A 16,637-nucleotide genomic window follows, 5' to 3' on the forward strand; every position below is an offset into this window, starting at 1 on the left:
CTCGCATAGCTGGGGTTGCCCCGCCGCGGATAGCGGGACGAGGGTGAGACAGAGGACATACAGAGCCCGCCGAAACCAAGGCATGGGATTTTCCCTTTGCAGTGCAATTCTTGCAAACCCAGACCTAGCGGCCAAAGATTTAGAAACCGTTTGCGCCGTTTCTGCGCGTCATTCCTGTGCGGACGGTAAGGCAAGACGGTCGAGCATTTTCGACAACGTTTCTCGCTCGGCTTGGCTTCGCTCCAACAGGCTGCGCGCCTGAGTGATCGGGCCGCCTTGGACATCCGTCCCAGGCGAAGGCGCCGCACCGAAGGTTTCCAAAAACTGCTTCTCCACCGCATCGGGCGAAGTCTCCAGGTTTGACCAGTCGCCCTTATGCCAGGATTGTGCGCGCGCATCTTCTGGATTGCCCGCGCGCAGATAGGCGGCGCGCGCGTCGTCGTGTCGACCAAGCCGGGATAAAGCCTTCGCCCGGAGTTGCTCGACTTGCTGGCCGCCAAGGTCTTTCAGATGGGCGAGGGCAGCTGCAGGGTCCATTTCAAGAAGCGCAGCCCGAGCGAGCAGAGTTTTGTCCTGCTCCGTCAATTGCGCGGCCTTGCCGAGGAGGCGCACGGCGACTGCCGGCATTCCCAGAGAGATTGCGCGTTCGGCCAATTCTTGTCGCAGGTCCGGTATCTGTGCGACTTCCTCGGCAAGTGGCAATTCGTCGTAGAGGGTGCGAAGGAAAACCGCGTCGCTGGCTTGAGCGACTAACCGTGTGAATATTGCCGCGAGCGTGCCATTTGGGTCCGCGATTGTGGCCGCATCGGCGTAAATCTCAAAAGCTTTAGGGAATTCAGAATTCGCGGCGTGCCCGATCGCAGCGATGCGCCGCAACTCCGGTGCCTCCGGCGCTTTGGCGAGTTCGAAGGCGAGCGCCTCAGCATTGGCGAGAGCTGCCGGATCGACCTCTCCGCCCGCATCGATCTGGCCGTTGAGCCATAGGATCAACGCGCGCAGCCCCTGCTCTGAATTCGTTTTCGAAAGCGCCTCAAGGTTACCCAAAGCTTGTGGATTCGCTTCTTTCGCTTGGATTTCCGCCTCCACTGTATCAAGCGCAGTTCGATCCTCCGTGGTTATTCGGCTGACCGCGGGTTCGAGAGAGCGTGCCACATCTGCGGCCCCAATCTGCGTGAGCCTAGCCACAAGGTTTGGCGCCAGCGACCGTCTCAGATCCGCCGGAAGTGCTTCGAAATTGCGGCGCAGCGCGGCGAATGCGACATCTCGTTTTTCGGGCGGCGGGTCTGATGCAAGAAAAGCCCAAAGCGCGACCGCACCATCGCAATCTGTGAGCCGCGCGAGCGGCGATGCGGCGGCGGCGGGGTCCTGATCGAGAACCGAACCGACAAAGAGCAGAGCATCTTTGCCAGGACCGTCCTTACCCATGTCGCGCAAAAGCGCACGGGCCTCCGTCCCGAAACCGAAGGCGATGTATAGCCTTGCCAAAGCCGTCACCTTACGCGGGTCGGGGACGTCGAATTCGCCCAAAAGATCACGGCGTGCATCGCTGATCTGCGCGAAGGCCGGGCGCTCGTCGATCCAACTCGCGAGGTCGAAATATCGATCGGGAGGGCACTCGGATACCTCCAGCTGCGTCTGGGGAGGCGTGACGAGATGATCGCGATCGATCACGGTCATCGAATCGACGGCGAGATGCGGCGACAGTGCCGGCGCGGGTGGACCCATCGGATCGTCAGCGCTCTCCGTGGTCGTCTCGCCTGCCGGAGAGTTTGTTTGTTGTCCGCTTTTTGGGGGCCGGGCCTCTGAAGCCTTTACCTGAGCCGAGACGAGCCCCTGCGATGCCGCCCGCGAAATCTGGCGTAAGAGACTCTCTTCAATGCCATCAAGTCGCGGATCCGGTTTCGGCGGGATTTGCGGTTTGGGCGCGCCGTCCGAGATCCTCACCGGCGCAGCGGTGGTTTCGCGCATATGCGGCGGCTGCCAGAAGAGGTCGAGATAGTCCCGTCCAATCGCGACAGGCTGAACGGTTCTTTGCCGGGGCGGGGAGGATGGCTGCGGCGCCTTCGTTGGCGAAGAGTTGCCCCGATCGCGCACTGCAGCAGCTGGCGGCAGCGCGGCTTGATCTGGGGGGGCATCCTTGAGGTCGACGACGAATGCGCCGCTCTCGAGAGTAAAGGTTTCGGGAACGATTCCGGGTGCGAGTTTCAGAAGAAGCGTGCCATCAGGCTCTGCGATAAGTGCTTTCAATCTGTCACGCGGGATCAACTCGAACACGTTCTGAAGCGCATATTGCGGATCTGATGCGTCGGTCGCGAGGCGAAAACCTCCATCTACGGGAGCAAGAGCCCGACTGGCCGATGCGGGTAAATAGACCACGAGGCGGGAAAAGCCGTCATGTTCACCCGATTTGACCGGAATTGGCGTGGCATAAGCCAGGGTGAACGGCAGCAGAAAAAGAAGCGCGATCCAGAACCTCATGCCGCCTCCGATTTCACCGACTTCAAGGCCTCCTCGAGGTCGGAGAAGCTTGGGCGAATGTGGTGGGGCGTGTTTTGGCGGCCAACCTCGATGCAGATATTGGTTGCGTGATTGTGCAGGTTGGCGATCAACACCTCGCGGATCAGTTTGTAGAAGTGGCTGTCTTCGTCGATCACCCCCTTCATTCGGCTCGCGAAGGGGGCGATGAACCCGTAGGCGAGGAACACGCCGAGAAAGGTCCCGACAAGCGCGCCCCCGATCATCTTGCCGAGAATTTCGGGGGGCTGGTCGATCGACCCCATGGTCTTGATGACCCCGAGCACCGCCGCGACGATCCCGAGCGCGGGCATCGCGTCGGCAACCGACTGCATCGCGTGGCTCGAATGCATGGCGTGGTGGTAATTCGCCTCGAGCTGCTTATCGAGCACCTCTTCCACCTGCATGGGGTCGTCGTAATTCATCGAGGCCGATCGCATCGTATCGCAGATGATGTCGATCGCCTCGTGATCGTGCAGGATCTTCGGATATTTCCCGAAAATCGACGAATTTTCCGGGTCTTCGATATGCTCTTCGATCGCGACGGGGTTCTGACGGGCAAGCCGGATCAGTTCGAACAAGAGGCAAAGAAGATCGCGGTAGTCGTCGGGCTTCCATTTTGGGCCTTTGAAAACCTTTCCGACATCCTTCAGCGTGTGCTTGATCGAGGCCATGTCGTTCGACAGAACGAAGGCCCCCACTGCCGCGCCGCCGATCATGATCATCTCGAAGGGCAGGGATTTCAGGATGATCCCCATCTTTCCGCCCGCCGCGACATAGCCGCCGAAAACCATCGCGAAGATGATCACGATGCCGATGATGCCGATCATGGAAAGCCCCTTCCGTTTCTCTTGGGCGACTTTGAATGATTCGGTTTAAGAAATGCCCAAGACCCTTAACGTCTGGCTCAGTCGCGGGGCGCGCCCGCGTTGCGGCCCGCCATCAGGACGCTGATCGCATAGGCGGTTTTCGGCTCCAGGCTTTCCATTACTGCCGCGGCCGCGGCGGGGCGCATCCGGGCGAGAAAACCTGCGGCGAAATTCGGGTCCATTTCGGCGAAAAGCGGGGCGGCCTGTTTCGGCTTCATGTTCTCGTAAAGGGCGACGAGCTTTCCGACATCTTTCTCGGCCGCGCCGTCAGCCACGGCCACGGTCTTGGACAGCGCCTCCTCCGCCGCGACGAGATCATTCAGCCGCGCTTCCAACCGGGTTTCCGCGAGAGCGAGCGCATTTCGGCGGTCGCTCAACAGCCCTTCCTGTTCGACGAGTTTCGCCTCTCGCACCTTGAGATCGGCAAGCATCGCCATGAACCCCGCGTCGTCGATGCAATCGTCTTCCGATTTCGCCGCTCCGGTCTCATGCGCGGGGCCGGTCGCCTCGCGCGCCCAGGCTCCGAATTGTGCAAGCTGCAATCCGCCGGACAGGACGAAAAGCGCGGCGATGATCCAGAGTGCACCGCGGCCCGGGCGGGATTTGCGACGGCCAGGTTTGCGCTTGGGCAGACGGCTCATTGCGCCGCCTCCATATCCGTTTCCCGGTGCCGTCGGCGCAGCACACGGCGGCGCGGTTCGCCGTCTTCGGGCAGATCGTGCAGGGAGGCCAGAAGCAGTTCGAGCTTCTCTGCGCCTGCTTCCGCACGTTCCGTCAGGGCACGCAATTGCCGCTCGGACGTGCCTGCGGTCGCCTGCGCCCGCTCGAGCGCGCGCGTCATGTCATCGACCTGTGCGGACAGCACGGCGATCGCCCCGCCCATCCCGGTCTCCAGCTGATTGAACCGCTTGAGCCTGCGCGCGAGCACGAAGCAATAAATCGCCGCCGCCAAGGCCGCGAGTCCGGATGTGATTTCGGCAAGGAATTGCATTGCTCTCTCCCTCAGTTCAGCACGAATTCGATGACCAGAAGGTCGCGCACGCGCCCGTCTCCGGTGACCAGTTGCACCCGCCGCAACATCTGCGCGCGCAGGCGCATCATCGCGCTTGGATCCTCCAGAAGGCTGACATCGACCGCGCGCAAATACCCGTTCAGCACATCCATCACGCGCGGCTTCAAAAGCTCCACGTCGTGTTGATAGGCGCTGGGCACCTCAAGCTCGGCCGCGAAGCGCAGATGGCGTGCGGATGCCCGGCTTAGCGTGACTGAAAGCGGTTCGAGTGCGACATAGGCGATATCGGGAAGGGCCTCGGGCGTGGGCGCCTCCGGCCCGGCGGCGCCGGGCGCCGTGTCTGGAGGCGCGAGAATCAGCCCCGAATAGACCGCATAGAAGCCCCCGCCGCCCAGAAGAAGCATGAGCACGAGGCCAATCACGAGCATCAGCTTGGACTTTTTCTTCGGTGGCTCTTCGGCCTCGGCAGTGGCGTCCGTCATAGGGGCCTCGCTGTTGCGGTTCGAGACTTGGAATACCCGAGTCGGACTAACCGATTGTTAATCGCATTAAGGGAAGGTGCCTGCGACGCTCGGGTAGAACGCCCGCTCTTTGGAGGTTCGTCTTGCAGCAACTCATCGACACTTGGGCCGGCCTGGATATGCGCAGGAAACTCGCCGCAGTTATTGGGGTGATCGCCATGATCGCCACGGTTTTCGCCATCGGGTCGATCGCGTCGAAGCCGACGTTTGCGCTGCTTTACGCGGGGCTTGGCAGTGCGGAATCGGGGGAGGTGATCTCGGCGCTCGAACAGCGCGGCGTGGCCTATGAGGTGCGTGGCGTTTCGATTTTCGTGGCCGCACCGCAGCGCGACGAATTGCGGATGACGCTTGCCTCGCAGGGTCTGCCCGCAAGCGGCGGGGCGGGCTATGAGCTGCTCGATTCGCTGTCGGGTTTTGGCACGACCTCGCAGATGTTCGACGCGGCCTATTGGCGCGCGAAGGAGGGGGAATTGGCGCGAACGATCGCCGCCGTGCCGTCGATCCGATCGGCACGGGTGCATATCGCGCATCCGACGAATATTCCGTTTCGAGGGACGCCCGAGCCGACCGCGTCGGTGACGATTACGCCGACGCTCGGGGGCTTGAGCGGCGCACAGGCGAAGGCGGTGCGCTATCTCGTGGCCTCGGCGGTGACCGGCATGACGCCCGAAGATGTCTCGGTGATCGACTCGGCGCGCGGGCTCATCCCCTTTAACGACAATCCCGCGCTGCCCGGCAGCGGCGAGGATCGCGCGCAAGCGTTGAAGCAGAATGTCGAGCGGCTACTCGAGGCGCGTGTGGGGCCCGGAAACGTCGTCGTCGAAGTGGCGTTGGACACCGCGACAGAGCGCGAGGCGATCACCGAAAGGCGCTTCGATCCGGAGGGGCGCGTGGCGATTTCCACCGATACGTCGGAGACCTCGAAGACCTCCGACTCGACCACGCCGCCGGCAACGACCGTGGCCTCGAATCTGCCCGATAACGGCACCGGCGAGACCGGAAAATCGCAAAGCCGCACGAGCGAGACCCGTGCGCGCACCAATTTCGAGGTGTCGGAGACGCGGCGCGAATTGCTGCGTGCGCCCGGCGCGCTCAAGCGGCTCAGCGTGGCCGTGCTCGTCGATGGGGTGCGCGGGACCAATCCGGATGGAACGCCAAGCTGGGAGCCACGCAGCGATGCCGAGCTGGCCGACCTGCGCGAACTCGTCGCCTCGGCGGTCGGCTTCGATGAGGCGCGTGGGGACGTGATCACCCTGCGGTCGATGCAGTTCGAGGCGCTGCCAGAGGCGGGAACCGTCGCAGGGCCCGGCTTCATCGACAGCATGGCGCTCGATCTGACGCAGATCATCCAGATCGCGGTCCTTGCGATCGTCGCGCTCGTGCTTGGTCTTTTCGTCGCGCGCCCGATCCTGCTGCAGAAATCGCGTGCAGGCGCGGCGGAGCTGCCCGCGCCCAGCGCCTCGGAGGCGGGCACCACGGCGTCGACTGCGCTCACCGGTGAGATCGACGACGGGGAGATGCCCGATATGAACATGCAGCTGGTGTCCGATTTCGACCTCGGTGACCTGCCGATGGCGACACAGGCGGATTTCGACGTCGATCGTCCCGCCGACCCGGTCGACCGATTGAAGAAGATGATCGAGGAGCGGCAGGCGGAAACCGTCGAAATCCTGCGTAGCTGGATGGAAGAGCCATCGGAGAAAACATGATGGGGCAAAGGCTGAAACTGGAATCCTTTGAGCCGAACCCGGCAGAGGCGGGTGAAATCGCGCTTGCGCCGGCCGAGTTGGAAGAGGCCAAACTGGCCGCCTTCGAGACCGGATATCAGGCCGGGTGGGACGATGCAGTTGCCGCGCAAAATGCCGAAACCGCGCGACTTCACGCCGATCTGGGGCGCAACCTTCAGGCGCTGGGTTTCACCTATCACGAAGCGCGCCAGCACATGCTCGACGCGCTCGAGCCACTTCTGATCGAGATCTGCGGCAAGCTGTTGCCCGAGCTTGCGCGCGCGTCGCTTGGCCCCGTCGTGGCCGAGCAGTTGATGCCGATTGCCGAGGATCTCTGCGCGACGCCGATCACGGTGGTCGGCAATCCGACCGCATTGCCGCAGGTTCAAGAGGCGCTCGCGCCACGTGCAGACTTGCCGCTCGTCTTCGCGGCAGAGCCCAGCCTTGGCGAGGGGCAGGTCTATCTGCGCTTCGCCGATACCGAGACCCGCGTCGATCTCGACGCCGTCATCGCCGCCATTTCGCGCGCGGTCACGACCTATTTCACCGCCACCGCGAAGGACAAGCCCGATGAATGAGACCGCGCCGGACGCTTCGACCGCCAATCCCTTCACGCAGGTCCCGATCGAGATCACCATCTCGGTTGGCAAGGCCCGCCCGCTGGTGCGCGATTTGCTGCGCCTGAAGCGCGACGCCGTGCTGCCGCTCGACCGGAAAGTGGAGGACCCGGTGGAACTGTATGTCGGGGACAAGCTGATCGCGCGCGGCGAACTGACCGAGATCGATGGCAGCGACGGGCAGCTTGCGGTGCGGCTTACCGAGGTGGCCGATCTGCAAGACGGGTTGTGAGATGCGCCCCCGCCCGATCTCTCCCGGCACCGCCAAAGTGTGCCTGCCTGCGCTTTGGCTTGTCCCGCTCGCGGCATTAACCTTAACGCTCGCAGCGCTACCCGCGCATGCTCAGGACATTACGCTTTCTGTGGGGGAGGGCGACAGCCTCGCGGGCCGCTCCTTGCTGATCATTGCGGCGATCACGCTGCTCAGCCTCGCGCCCGGGCTCGCGATCATGGTTACGGCCTTTCCGTTCATCGTCACGGTGCTGTCGATTCTGCGCCAAGCCCTCGGGTTGCAGCAATCGCCGCCGAATATGCTGATCATCAGCCTCGCGCTATTCCTGACATGGTTCATCATGGAGCCGGTCTTCCTCGAGAGCTGGCGCGTCGCGGGCGAGCCCCTGATCGACGGTGCCATCGACTGGCAGGAGGCTTTCACCAAGGGGATCGAGCCTTTCCGCACCTTCATGGCCGGGCGCACGAACCCCGACACGTTCGCGGCCTTGGCCGAGCTGCGCAGCGGCACGCCCGCACCGGAAAGCCTTCAGGGCGCGCCGCTCTCGACCCTCGTGCCGTCCTTCATGCTGTCCGAAGTCACCCGCGCCTTCCAGATCGGCTTCCTCGTTTACCTGCCGTTTCTGATCATCGACCTCGTCGTCTCGGCGGTCCTGATGTCGATGGGGATGATGATGGTGCCGCCCGCGGTCGTGGCGCTTCCCTTCAAGCTCGCCTTTTTCGTGGTGGCCGACGGCTGGGTGCTGCTCTCGGGGGCCTTGGTGCGCAGTTATTTCTGACGCCGGAGGTGCATCGCGTAACCGCTGACCCGAAAACGCAAAAACCCGGGCCGAAGCCCGGGTTTCTGAGGGTGATGGTGAGCCGTGCAGGATTCGAACCTGCGACCCACTGATTAAAAGTCAGTTGCTCTACCAACTGAGCTAACGGCCCATCACAGGGCGCGTCTCTACAAACCCCCGCCGGGGGGGTCAAGGCATAAAATTCACAAAAATTGCACATCTGGAAAAAACCTTGGCGCGGGCGTATATCGCGCGCCATGAATACAAAGCGCACACAGAGCGGACTGCCCTTCATGAAGATGCATGGGCTCGGCAATGACTTCGTCGTGATCGACGCCCGCGCGGGCGACGATCCGGTTACGCCTGCGCTCGCGCGTGCGCTCGGAGATCGGCATCGCGGCGTGGGATTTGACCAGCTCGCCGTGATCCGCCCTGCACAAGGCGCTGATTTCACGCTCGAATTCTGGAATTCCGACGGCACGCGGGCCGGCGCTTGCGGGAATGCGACTCGCTGCGTGAGCGATTACATGATGCGCCAGCTCGACCGGACCGATGTCACGCTCCTGACCGAACGGGGCCAGCTTGCCGCGGTGCGGCGCGAGGACGGGATGGTCTCGGTCAATATGGGCGCGCCGATTCTCGAAGCGGCGCAAATTCCGATTCTGCCCGGCATCGATCCCGCGCATCTGCCGCTTGGCGGTGACCCGATCGCGGTCGGCATGGGCAACCCGCATTGCGTCTTCTTCGTAGACGACGCCGAGGCAGTCGAAGTGGATCGCCAAGGCCCGGTGATCGAGCATGATCCCCTGTTCCCCGAGCGCACCAATGTCGAATTCGCCAGCGTGATCGGCCCCGACCATCTGCGGATGCGCGTCTGGGAGCGCGGCACCGGCATCACGCTGGCCTGCGGCTCGGGCACCTGTGCCACCGCCGTCGCCGCGCATCTGCGGGGGCTCACCGGCAAGCGCGTCCTCGTCGATGTCGATGGCGGCCAGCTGGAGATCGACTGGCGCGACGATGGCGTCTGGATGACCGGCCCCACCGCGCATGTCTTCGATGCGACCCTCACCCAAGATTATCTGGACGCGATATGAAACCGCCCGTTTTCTCGACCCTCGGCTGCCGTCTCAATGCGTATGAGACGGAGGCGATGAAGGAATTGGCTGCAGGCGCCGGGCTCGAAGGGGCCGTGGTCGTCAATACCTGCGCCGTGACCGCCGAGGCCGTGCGCAAGGCCAAGCAGGAGATCCGCCGTCTGTCGCGCGAGAACCCGGACGTGCCGGTGATCGTGACCGGCTGCGCCGCGCAGACCGAGCCCGAAACCTTCGCCGCGATGCCCGAGGTCACCAAAATCATCGGCAATCACGAGAAGATGCAGGCCGACACCTGGGCGCAGCTCGCCCCGCAAGGCCCCGATTTCATCGGTGAGACCGAGCGCGTGATGGTCGACGACATCATGTCGGTGAAGGAGACCGCCGGTCACCTGATCGACGGGTTCGGTCGCCATCGCGCCTATGTGCAGGTGCAAAACGGCTGCGATCACCGCTGCACCTTCTGCATCATCCCCTTCGGGCGCGGCAATTCGCGCTCCGTCCCGGCGGGCGTCGTGGTCGAGCAGATCAAGCGCCTCGTGGATCGGGGCTTCAACGAGGTCGTCCTCACCGGGGTCGATCTGACCTCCTGGGGTGCGGACCTGCCGGGCGAGCCGCGTCTGGGCGATCTGGTGATGCGAATCCTGCGCCTCGTGCCCGATCTGCCGCGCCTGCGCATCTCTTCCATCGACTCGATCGAGGCCGATGAGAACCTTATGCTGGCGATTGCGAGTGAGCCGCGTCTGATGCCGCATCTGCATCTCAGCCTTCAGGCGGGCGACGACATGATCCTCAAGCGGATGAAGCGCCGCCACCTGCGCGACGACGCCATCGCCTTCACCGAAGAGGCGCGCAAGCTGCGCCCCGGGATCGTCTTCGGCGCGGACATCATCGCGGGCTTCCCGACCGAGACCGAGGAGATGTTCGAGAACTCCCTGCGGCTCGTCGATGATTGTGGGCTGACCTTCCTGCATGTCTTCCCCTATTCCGCGCGCAAGGGCACGCCCGCCGCGCGGATGCCCGCCGTGAAAGGCCCGATCGTCAAGGAGCGCGCGGCCCGGCTGCGCGCGAAGGGCGAGGCCGCGCTGGCCGCCCATCTCGACGCGCAGGTCGGCACCGAACAGCTCGTGCTGACCGAGACCCCGCGCGTCGCGCGCACCGAAGGCTTTGCCGAGGTGGCATTCGAGAGCGATCAGCCCGAAGGCACGCTGATGACCGTGCGCGTCACCGGGCATGACGGGGCGCGGTTGCTGGCGGGGTAAAGGGGGCTTTCGTTTTTCGCAGCGTGAGCTAGCTTGTGGCCATGCTGCGGATCAACGATCAGATAACCATCGAGGATTGGGAAATCACCGAAACCTTCACCCGGGCGCAAGGTCCGGGGGGGCAGAATGTGAACAAGGTCTCGACCGCGGTCGAGTTGCGCTTCGAGGCCGAGCGCTCGCCGCACCTGCCGCAACCGGTGAAGAACCGCCTGCGCCGGATCGCGGGGCGCAGATGGACCAGCGACGGCGCGCTTCTGCTGCTGGTGCAGGACACGCGCAGTCAGGCGCGCAACCGCGAGATCGCGCGCGACCGCCTCGCCGAGATGATCCGCAAGGCCTGCGAAAAGCCCAAGAAACGCATCCCGACCCGGCCCACGCTCGGCTCGAAGAAGCGGCGGCTGAAGGCGAAGGCGATTCACGGCGAGAAGAAAGCGCTGCGCGGGAAGGTCTCGGATGGGGAATGATCTTTTGGCGCGGCGCGAGCGGCTTCTGGGGCCGAACGTGCCGACCTTCTATGCGCGCCCGGTCGAGATCGTGCGGGGGCAGGGCAGCTCGCTTTTCGACGCCGACGGTGAGCGGTACCTCGACGCCTATAACAACGTCGCCCATTGCGGTCATTGCCACCCGCGCATCGTGAAGGCGATCTGCGAGCAGGCCGCCACGCTCAACACCCACACGCGCTATCTGCATGAAGGCATCCTCGACTATGCCGAGGCGCTGCTGGGTAAGTTCGGCTTTGACGGTCAGCTTCTGATGACCTGCACCGGGTCGGAGGCCAACGACGTCGCGCTGCGGATGGCGCAGGCGGTGACCGGCAAGCGCGGCTTCATCGCGACCGACAACACCTATCACGGCAACACCACCGCCGTGGCGCATCTCTCGACCCGCCGCCCGCCGATCGGAGGCTGGCCGGACCATATCCGCCGGGTGCCCGCGCCCGACAGTCTCGCGCCTCTGGGCGGATCGCGCGAGGCGCAGCCCGAGGCTTTTGCCGCCAACGTGGCGCAGGCGATTGCCGAGCTGGAAGAGAGCGGCCACGGCTTCGCGGGTTTCATGCTCTGCCCGATCTTCGCCAATGAAGGGATGCCCGGCATCGCGCCCGGTTTCCTCGACCCGACCGTCGAGGTGATCCGCCGCGCGGGCGGGCTGATCCTGTGCGACGAGGTGCAGCCGGGCTTCGGCCGCATCGGCTCGCATTTCTGGGGCCACGAATGGCTGGGCTTCACGCCCGACGTGGTCACGATGGGCAAACCGATGGGCAATGGTCATCCGGTCGCGGGGCTGGTCGCGACGCCCGATGTGATGGCCGCCTTCCGCAATGCCTTTGGCTATTTCAACACGTTCGGCGGCAATCCCGTCTCGGTTGCCGCGGCGATGGAGACCCTGCGCGTGATCGAAGACGAAGGCCTGCAGGAGAACGCGGCGCAGGTCGGCGACTACCTTCTGCAAGGACTGCGCGAGCTGTCCCATCCGCTGATTGCCGAGGCGCGCGGCTTTGGGTTTTTCCTCGGGATCGAGCTGGCACAGGACGGCGAACCCGCCAGCGAAGCCGCGGGCCGGATCGTCGAGGCGATGCGCGAGCGCCATGTCTTGATGGGCCGGGTGGGCCGGGCACAGCACATTCTCAAGATCCGCCCACCGATGGTCTTCAATCGGGCCGATGCCGATGAAATGCTGGAGAAACTTGCGCAAAGTTTCGAGGAGCTTCCTGCATGATTTCGGACGACACCGCACAGGCGATGGCGGACTCCGCCCTCTATTCCTGGGGGCAGGCGAGCGCGCCGCCGCGTCTGGTGAAGAACCGCGAGAATATCGTCTTCGAGGCGCATCTGAAGGATGGCCGCCATGTCGCGCTGCGGCTGCACCGTCCCGGCTATCAGGGCCGCGAAGGGATCGAGGCCGAGTTGCGCTGGTGCGAAAGCCTCGCCGATCAGGGGATGCCGGTACCGCGCCCGGTGCGTGCGCTAAACGGGGCGCTGACGGGCAGCGTGCGCAACCGCGTGACCTCCTGCGTGGAGTGGCTGGATGGCGTGCCGATCGGCGCGGGCGATCAGCCGCTTTCCGGCTCGCCCGAGGCGGTGCGCGCCGAGGCTCGTGCGCTGGGCCGCCTTATCGCGCAGCTTCACATCAGCAGCGATGCCGCCCCGCCCGACGGGTTCGACCGGAACCCGTGGGATGGCGAGGGGTTTCTGGGGGAGCATCCGCTTTGGGGACGTTTCTGGGAACATCCTCAGCTTTCGGAAGTTGAGGCCGCAACGCTGTCTTCGGGCCGCGACCTTGCGCGTGCGCTCTTGGCGCAGGCGCAGGATTACGGTCCGATCCACGCAGATTGCCTGCGTGAGAACGTGCTATCGACCCCGGACGGGCTCGCCCTGATCGACTTCGACGATTGCGGGCCGGGCTACCGGCTTTACGACCTCGCGACGGCGCTGGTGCAGGGCTGGGGCGACCCGCTTTGGGGCGAACAGGCGGCGGGGCTCGTCGAGGGCTATCGCAGCCTGCGTCCGCTTCCGCCCGATCAGGAGGCACTGCTGCCGCTTTTCGTGGCGCTGAGAGCCTTCGCGTCTGCTGGCTGGATTGTGACCCGGGCACCGGGTTCCGATCCGCGCCAAAGACTATATTTAGAACGTGCGCTTGAACTTGCACAGCATTTGGAGAACCGTACGCCGCCATGGGAGACCAGTCGATGAAATGGGCGAAATCCGTCGCGAAGGGCTTGCTGGGGTATCGCCCGGCCTCTTTGCAGGTGGGGGCGCTCTGTCTGCGAATCCGAGACGGCAAGACACAGGTCCTTCTGATCACCTCGCGCGACACCGGGCGCTGGGTGATCCCGAAAGGCTGGCCGATGCGGGGCCGCTCGCTGTCCGGCGCGGCCAAGCAGGAGGCATGGGAAGAAGCCGGGGCCGTCGGCAAGATCGACAAGGAACCCACCGGGGCGTTCCGCTACGACAAGATCCTCGATAGCGGCTTGGCCACGCCCACCGATGTCGTGGTCTTCCCGATGCGGGTCGAGACCCTGATGAAGTCCTTTCCCGAAGAGCATCAGCGCAAGCGTAAATGGTTCGCGCCGAAGCAGGCCGCGAAGCTGGTCAACGAAGAGGGGCTGCAGAAGCTTTTGCGCAAGCTCTGAACCCCGGGATCGGCCGAATGTCTTGTCACAGCGGGTCAAACCCGCTAGGCCCGCGCGGACTTCTGACAATTAGATGACAGGTTCGTGACGGTGGCCAATCAAGACAACGAGTCCCGCGTCAATCAGTGGAAAACGCTCGACAAGGATCTCAAGCGGATCGGGCGCGTCGAAAGTGCCGGGCAATTCGTGGCGCGCGGCATGGTCGCGCCGGGGATCGCGCTGGCCTTCATCGTGCTCGTCGGTCTGGTGGCGGCCGTGTTGGTGGGCGGGCAGCCCGGCCAGCTGGTGGTGATCGCCGCCGCTGCGATCGGGGCCTATATGGCGCTGAACATCGGCGCCAATGACGTGGCCAACAACATGGGCCCCGCCGTGGGCTCGCGTGCGATGACGCTGATCGGGGCGCTGATCGTCGCCGCCATCTTCGAAAGCCTGGGCGCGCTCGTCGCGGGCGGCGATGTCGTCAAAACCGTTGCGAAGGGCATCATCGATCCGACCGCCTTGCCCGATTCCGGGCATTTCGTCTGGGCGATGATGGCGGCCCTGCTGGCCGCGGCCCTGTGGCTGAACCTCGCGACATGGCTCGGCGCGCCGGTCTCGACCACCCACTCCATCGTCGGCGGCGTCGTGGGCGCGGGCATCGTGGCCGCGGGCTTCGGGGCTGTCGATTGGGTCTCGATGGCGAAGATCGCGGCAAGCTGGGTGATCTCTCCGGTCATGGGCGGCGTAATCGCGGCGGCCTTCCTCGCACTGATCAAGACGAAGGTGATCTATGTCGACGACAAGATCGCCGCCGCGCGCCGATGGGTGCCGATCCTGATCGGCATCATGTCGGGGGCCTTCGCCGCCTATCTCGCGCTCAAGGGTCTCAAGCACCTCTTCAAGATAACGATTGTCGAAGCGGTCCTGATCGGCCTCGTCGTCGGTGCCATTGGATGGCTCGTCACGATCCCGATGATCCGCCGCCAATCCGAGGGGATGGAGAACCGCAAGAAGTCGCTCAAGACGCTGTTCGGCCTGCCGCTCGTCGTCTCTGCCGCGCTGCTGAGCTTCGCCCATGGCGCGAATGACGTCGCCAATGCGGTCGGCCCGCTCGCGGCCATCGTGCATACGGTCGAGCAGGGCGATATCGCCGCGCAGGTCGGCATCCCGTTCTGGGTGATGGCCGTGGGCGCGCTGGGGATTTCCTTCGGCCTGCTCCTGTTCGGACCCAAGCTGATCCGCCTCGTCGGCAACGAGATCACCAAGCTCAACCCGATGCGCGCCTATTGCGTGGCGCTCTCGGCGGCGATCACAGTGATCGTGGCCTCCTGGCTGGGCCTGCCGGTCTCCTCGACCCATATCGCGGTCGGCGGCATCTTCGGCGTCGGGTTCTATCGCGAATGGCATGCCGAGAAACGCGCCCGCGAGCTGGGCATCCGCAAGGGCAAGCCCGTCCCGCCGGAAGAGCGCAAGCGCCGCCTGCTGGTGCGCCGCTCGCATATGATGACGGTCGCCACGGCGTGGATCGTCACGGTGCCGGCCTCGGCCGCACTCTCGGCGGTGGTCTACCTGATCCTGAACGCGATCACCTGACCGCTCAGACCATGACCTTCATCGCCTGCTGCTGGCCGACCTCGAACACGCGCTTGTAGCGGGCGATCTCCTCCTCCGGGCCCATCGCCTTCGCGGGATTGTCCGACAGTTTCACCGTCGGGCGCCCGTCGGCCTCGACCGCTTTGCAGACAAGGCTGAACGGCGCGAGCGCGTCATTCGGCACGAGCCCGCGGAAATCGTTCGTCAGCAGCGTGCCCCAGCCGAAGCTGACCTTCACCCGGCCTGCGAACTGTGCGTGCAACTCGCGGATCTTGTCGACGGTCAGCCCGTCCGAGAAGATCACCAGCTTCTGGCGCGGGTCCTCGCCGCGCGCTTTCCACCAGTCGATCGCGATCTCCGCGCCCGTCGCCGGATCGCCCGAATCGATGCGGATGCCGGTCCAGCCCGCCAGCCAATCCGGCGCGTGGTCGAGGAACCCCTTCGTGCCATAGGTGTCGGGCAGGATGATGCGCAGGTTGCCGTCATGCTCTTCGTGCCAATCGGCCAGCACCTTGTAAGGCGCCTTTGCCAGTTCCGCATCGCTATCGGTCAGCGCCGCATAGACCATCGGCATCTCATGCGCATTGGTGCCCACCGCCTCGATGTCGCGGCGCATGGCGACCAGACAGTTCGAGGTGCCGGTGAACGCGCCCCCTTCCGAGACATCGCCCAGCCCTTCGAGCATCGCCTGCACGCACCAGTCCTGCCACAGGAAGCTGTGCCGCCGCCGGGTGCCGAAATCCGCGATCCGCAGGTTGTCCAGCTCGCGCAGCGCCTCGATCTTCTCCCAGACCTTCGTCATCGCGCGCGCGTAGAGCACCTGCAGCTCGAACCGCCCCATCGTGTTCAGGACCGCCCGGCCGCGCAACTCCATCAGGATCGCGAGCGCCGGAATCTCCCAGAGCATAACCTCGTGCCACTTGCCCTCGAAGGTCAGCTCATATTGCCCGTCGCGCTTTTCCAGATGGTAGGGCGGCAGTTGATAGCCCTCGAACCACTCCATGAAATCCGAGCGGAACATCTGCCGCTTGCCGTAAAACGTGTTGCCGCGCAGCCAGGTGCTCTCCCCGCGCGACAGTTTCAGCGAGCGCGCATAATCCAGTTGCTCGCGCAGTTCCGCCTCGTCGATCAACTCCGCCAGCCGGATCGACTTGCTGCGGTTGATCAGGCTGAACTTGACCTGCGTCTCCGGCTTATTGCGGAAAATCGACTGACACATCAGCAGCTTGTAGAAATCCGTGTCGATCAGGGATCGCACGATCGGGTCGATCTTCCACTTGTGGTTATAGACGCGGCTCGCGATGTCGACCAT

Annotated in this window: 17 protein-coding genes and 1 tRNA gene; 11 read left to right on the forward strand and 7 right to left on the reverse strand. The window is 64.4% G+C overall.

The features are described from left to right. Nucleotides 1-168 precede the first annotated feature (168 nt). The 5 genes from AXZ77_RS00795 to fliL all read right to left on the reverse strand — a co-directional run bounded on the left by AXZ77_RS00795 (nt 169) and on the right by fliL (nt 4,877). Nucleotides 169-2,478, reverse strand: coding sequence for a hypothetical protein (locus AXZ77_RS00795; RefSeq protein ID WP_098409662.1), 2,310 nt, complete (start codon nt 2,476-2,478; stop codon nt 169-171). Then, nucleotides 2,475-3,344 (reverse strand): flagellar motor stator protein MotA, encoded by an 870-nt coding sequence (gene motA, locus AXZ77_RS00800; RefSeq protein WP_098409663.1) that lies wholly within the window; start codon nt 3,342-3,344, stop codon nt 2,475-2,477. Before motA ends, AXZ77_RS00795 begins: the two co-directional genes overlap by 4 nt. A gap of 77 nt (nt 3,345-3,421) precedes the next feature. After that, nucleotides 3,422-4,024: a MotE family protein gene (locus AXZ77_RS00805; RefSeq protein WP_098409664.1), complete on the reverse strand. Its 603-nt coding sequence runs from the start codon at nt 4,022-4,024 to the stop codon at nt 3,422-3,424. Further along, entirely contained in the window at nt 4,021-4,374 is a 354-nt protein-coding gene (locus tag AXZ77_RS00810) for a hypothetical protein (RefSeq protein WP_083076450.1), read from the reverse strand. The genes AXZ77_RS00805 and AXZ77_RS00810 overlap by 4 nt, the downstream gene beginning before the upstream one ends. A gap of 11 nt (nt 4,375-4,385) precedes the next feature. Further along, nucleotides 4,386-4,877, reverse strand: coding sequence for a flagellar basal body-associated protein FliL (gene fliL / locus AXZ77_RS00815; RefSeq protein ID WP_098409665.1), 492 nt, complete (start codon nt 4,875-4,877; stop codon nt 4,386-4,388). A 122-nt stretch (nt 4,878-4,999) separates the two neighbouring features. Here fliL and fliF point away from each other — a divergent pair, with 122 nt between their 5' ends. From fliF to fliP, 4 genes are all read left to right on the forward strand, one after another. Next, complete coding sequence (gene fliF / locus AXZ77_RS00820) at nt 5,000-6,625, forward strand: flagellar basal-body MS-ring/collar protein FliF (protein ID WP_098409666.1); 1,626 nt, start codon at nt 5,000-5,002, stop codon at nt 6,623-6,625. Next, the gene (locus tag AXZ77_RS00825) at nt 6,622-7,221 is read left to right on the forward strand and encodes a flagellar biosynthesis protein (RefSeq protein ID WP_141536199.1); all 600 of its coding nucleotides are present in this window, start codon (nt 6,622-6,624) and stop codon (nt 7,219-7,221) included. The genes fliF and AXZ77_RS00825 overlap by 4 nt, the downstream gene beginning before the upstream one ends. Further along, on the forward strand, nt 7,214-7,492 hold the full coding sequence (locus tag AXZ77_RS00830) for a FliM/FliN family flagellar motor C-terminal domain-containing protein (RefSeq protein ID WP_098409668.1): 279 nt from the start codon (nt 7,214-7,216) through the stop codon (nt 7,490-7,492). The genes AXZ77_RS00825 and AXZ77_RS00830 overlap by 8 nt, the downstream gene beginning before the upstream one ends. A 130-nt stretch (nt 7,493-7,622) precedes the next feature. Beyond that, entirely contained in the window at nt 7,623-8,270 is a 648-nt protein-coding gene (gene fliP, locus AXZ77_RS00835; RefSeq protein ID WP_255266379.1) for a flagellar type III secretion system pore protein FliP, read from the forward strand. A gap of 75 nt (nt 8,271-8,345) precedes the next feature. Here fliP and AXZ77_RS00840 read toward each other — a convergent pair. Beyond that, nucleotides 8,346-8,421: transfer RNA gene (locus AXZ77_RS00840), tRNA-Lys, on the reverse strand. Nucleotides 8,422-8,563: 142 nt separating this feature from the next. On the opposite strand from AXZ77_RS00840, the gene dapF reads away from it, so the two are divergent. The 7 genes from dapF (at nt 8,564) to AXZ77_RS00875 (ending at nt 15,325) form a co-directional block, all read left to right on the forward strand. After that, complete coding sequence (gene dapF, locus AXZ77_RS00845; RefSeq protein WP_255266380.1) at nt 8,564-9,364, forward strand: diaminopimelate epimerase; 801 nt, start codon at nt 8,564-8,566, stop codon at nt 9,362-9,364. After that, nucleotides 9,361-10,623, forward strand: a complete 1,263-nt coding sequence (mtaB, locus tag AXZ77_RS00850) for a tRNA (N(6)-L-threonylcarbamoyladenosine(37)-C(2))-methylthiotransferase MtaB (protein WP_098409671.1) — start codon at nt 9,361-9,363, stop codon at nt 10,621-10,623. The genes dapF and mtaB overlap by 4 nt, the downstream gene beginning before the upstream one ends. Nucleotides 10,624-10,664: 41 nt before the next feature. Further along, the gene (gene arfB, locus AXZ77_RS00855) at nt 10,665-11,087 is read left to right on the forward strand and encodes an alternative ribosome rescue aminoacyl-tRNA hydrolase ArfB (RefSeq protein WP_075775325.1); all 423 of its coding nucleotides are present in this window, start codon (nt 10,665-10,667) and stop codon (nt 11,085-11,087) included. Further along, on the forward strand, nt 11,077-12,339 hold the full coding sequence (locus AXZ77_RS00860; RefSeq protein ID WP_098409672.1) for an aspartate aminotransferase family protein: 1,263 nt from the start codon (nt 11,077-11,079) through the stop codon (nt 12,337-12,339). Before arfB ends, AXZ77_RS00860 begins: the two co-directional genes overlap by 11 nt. Further along, nucleotides 12,336-13,313, forward strand: coding sequence for a phosphotransferase enzyme family protein (locus tag AXZ77_RS00865; RefSeq protein ID WP_098409673.1), 978 nt, complete (start codon nt 12,336-12,338; stop codon nt 13,311-13,313). The genes AXZ77_RS00860 and AXZ77_RS00865 overlap by 4 nt, the downstream gene beginning before the upstream one ends. After that, nucleotides 13,310-13,753, forward strand: a complete 444-nt coding sequence (locus tag AXZ77_RS00870) for an NUDIX hydrolase (protein ID WP_098409674.1) — start codon at nt 13,310-13,312, stop codon at nt 13,751-13,753. Before AXZ77_RS00865 ends, AXZ77_RS00870 begins: the two co-directional genes overlap by 4 nt. A 90-nt stretch (nt 13,754-13,843) precedes the next feature. Next, nucleotides 13,844-15,325, forward strand: coding sequence for an inorganic phosphate transporter (locus tag AXZ77_RS00875; RefSeq protein ID WP_255266381.1), 1,482 nt, complete (start codon nt 13,844-13,846; stop codon nt 15,323-15,325). A gap of 4 nt (nt 15,326-15,329) precedes the next feature. Here AXZ77_RS00875 and pncB read toward each other — a convergent pair whose 3' ends face one another. After that, complete coding sequence (gene pncB, locus AXZ77_RS00880; RefSeq protein ID WP_098409675.1) at nt 15,330-16,637, reverse strand: nicotinate phosphoribosyltransferase; 1,308 nt, start codon at nt 16,635-16,637, stop codon at nt 15,330-15,332.

Source organism: Thioclava sp. ES.031, assembly GCF_002563775.1.
GTDB lineage: Bacteria > Pseudomonadota > Alphaproteobacteria > Rhodobacterales > Rhodobacteraceae > Thioclava.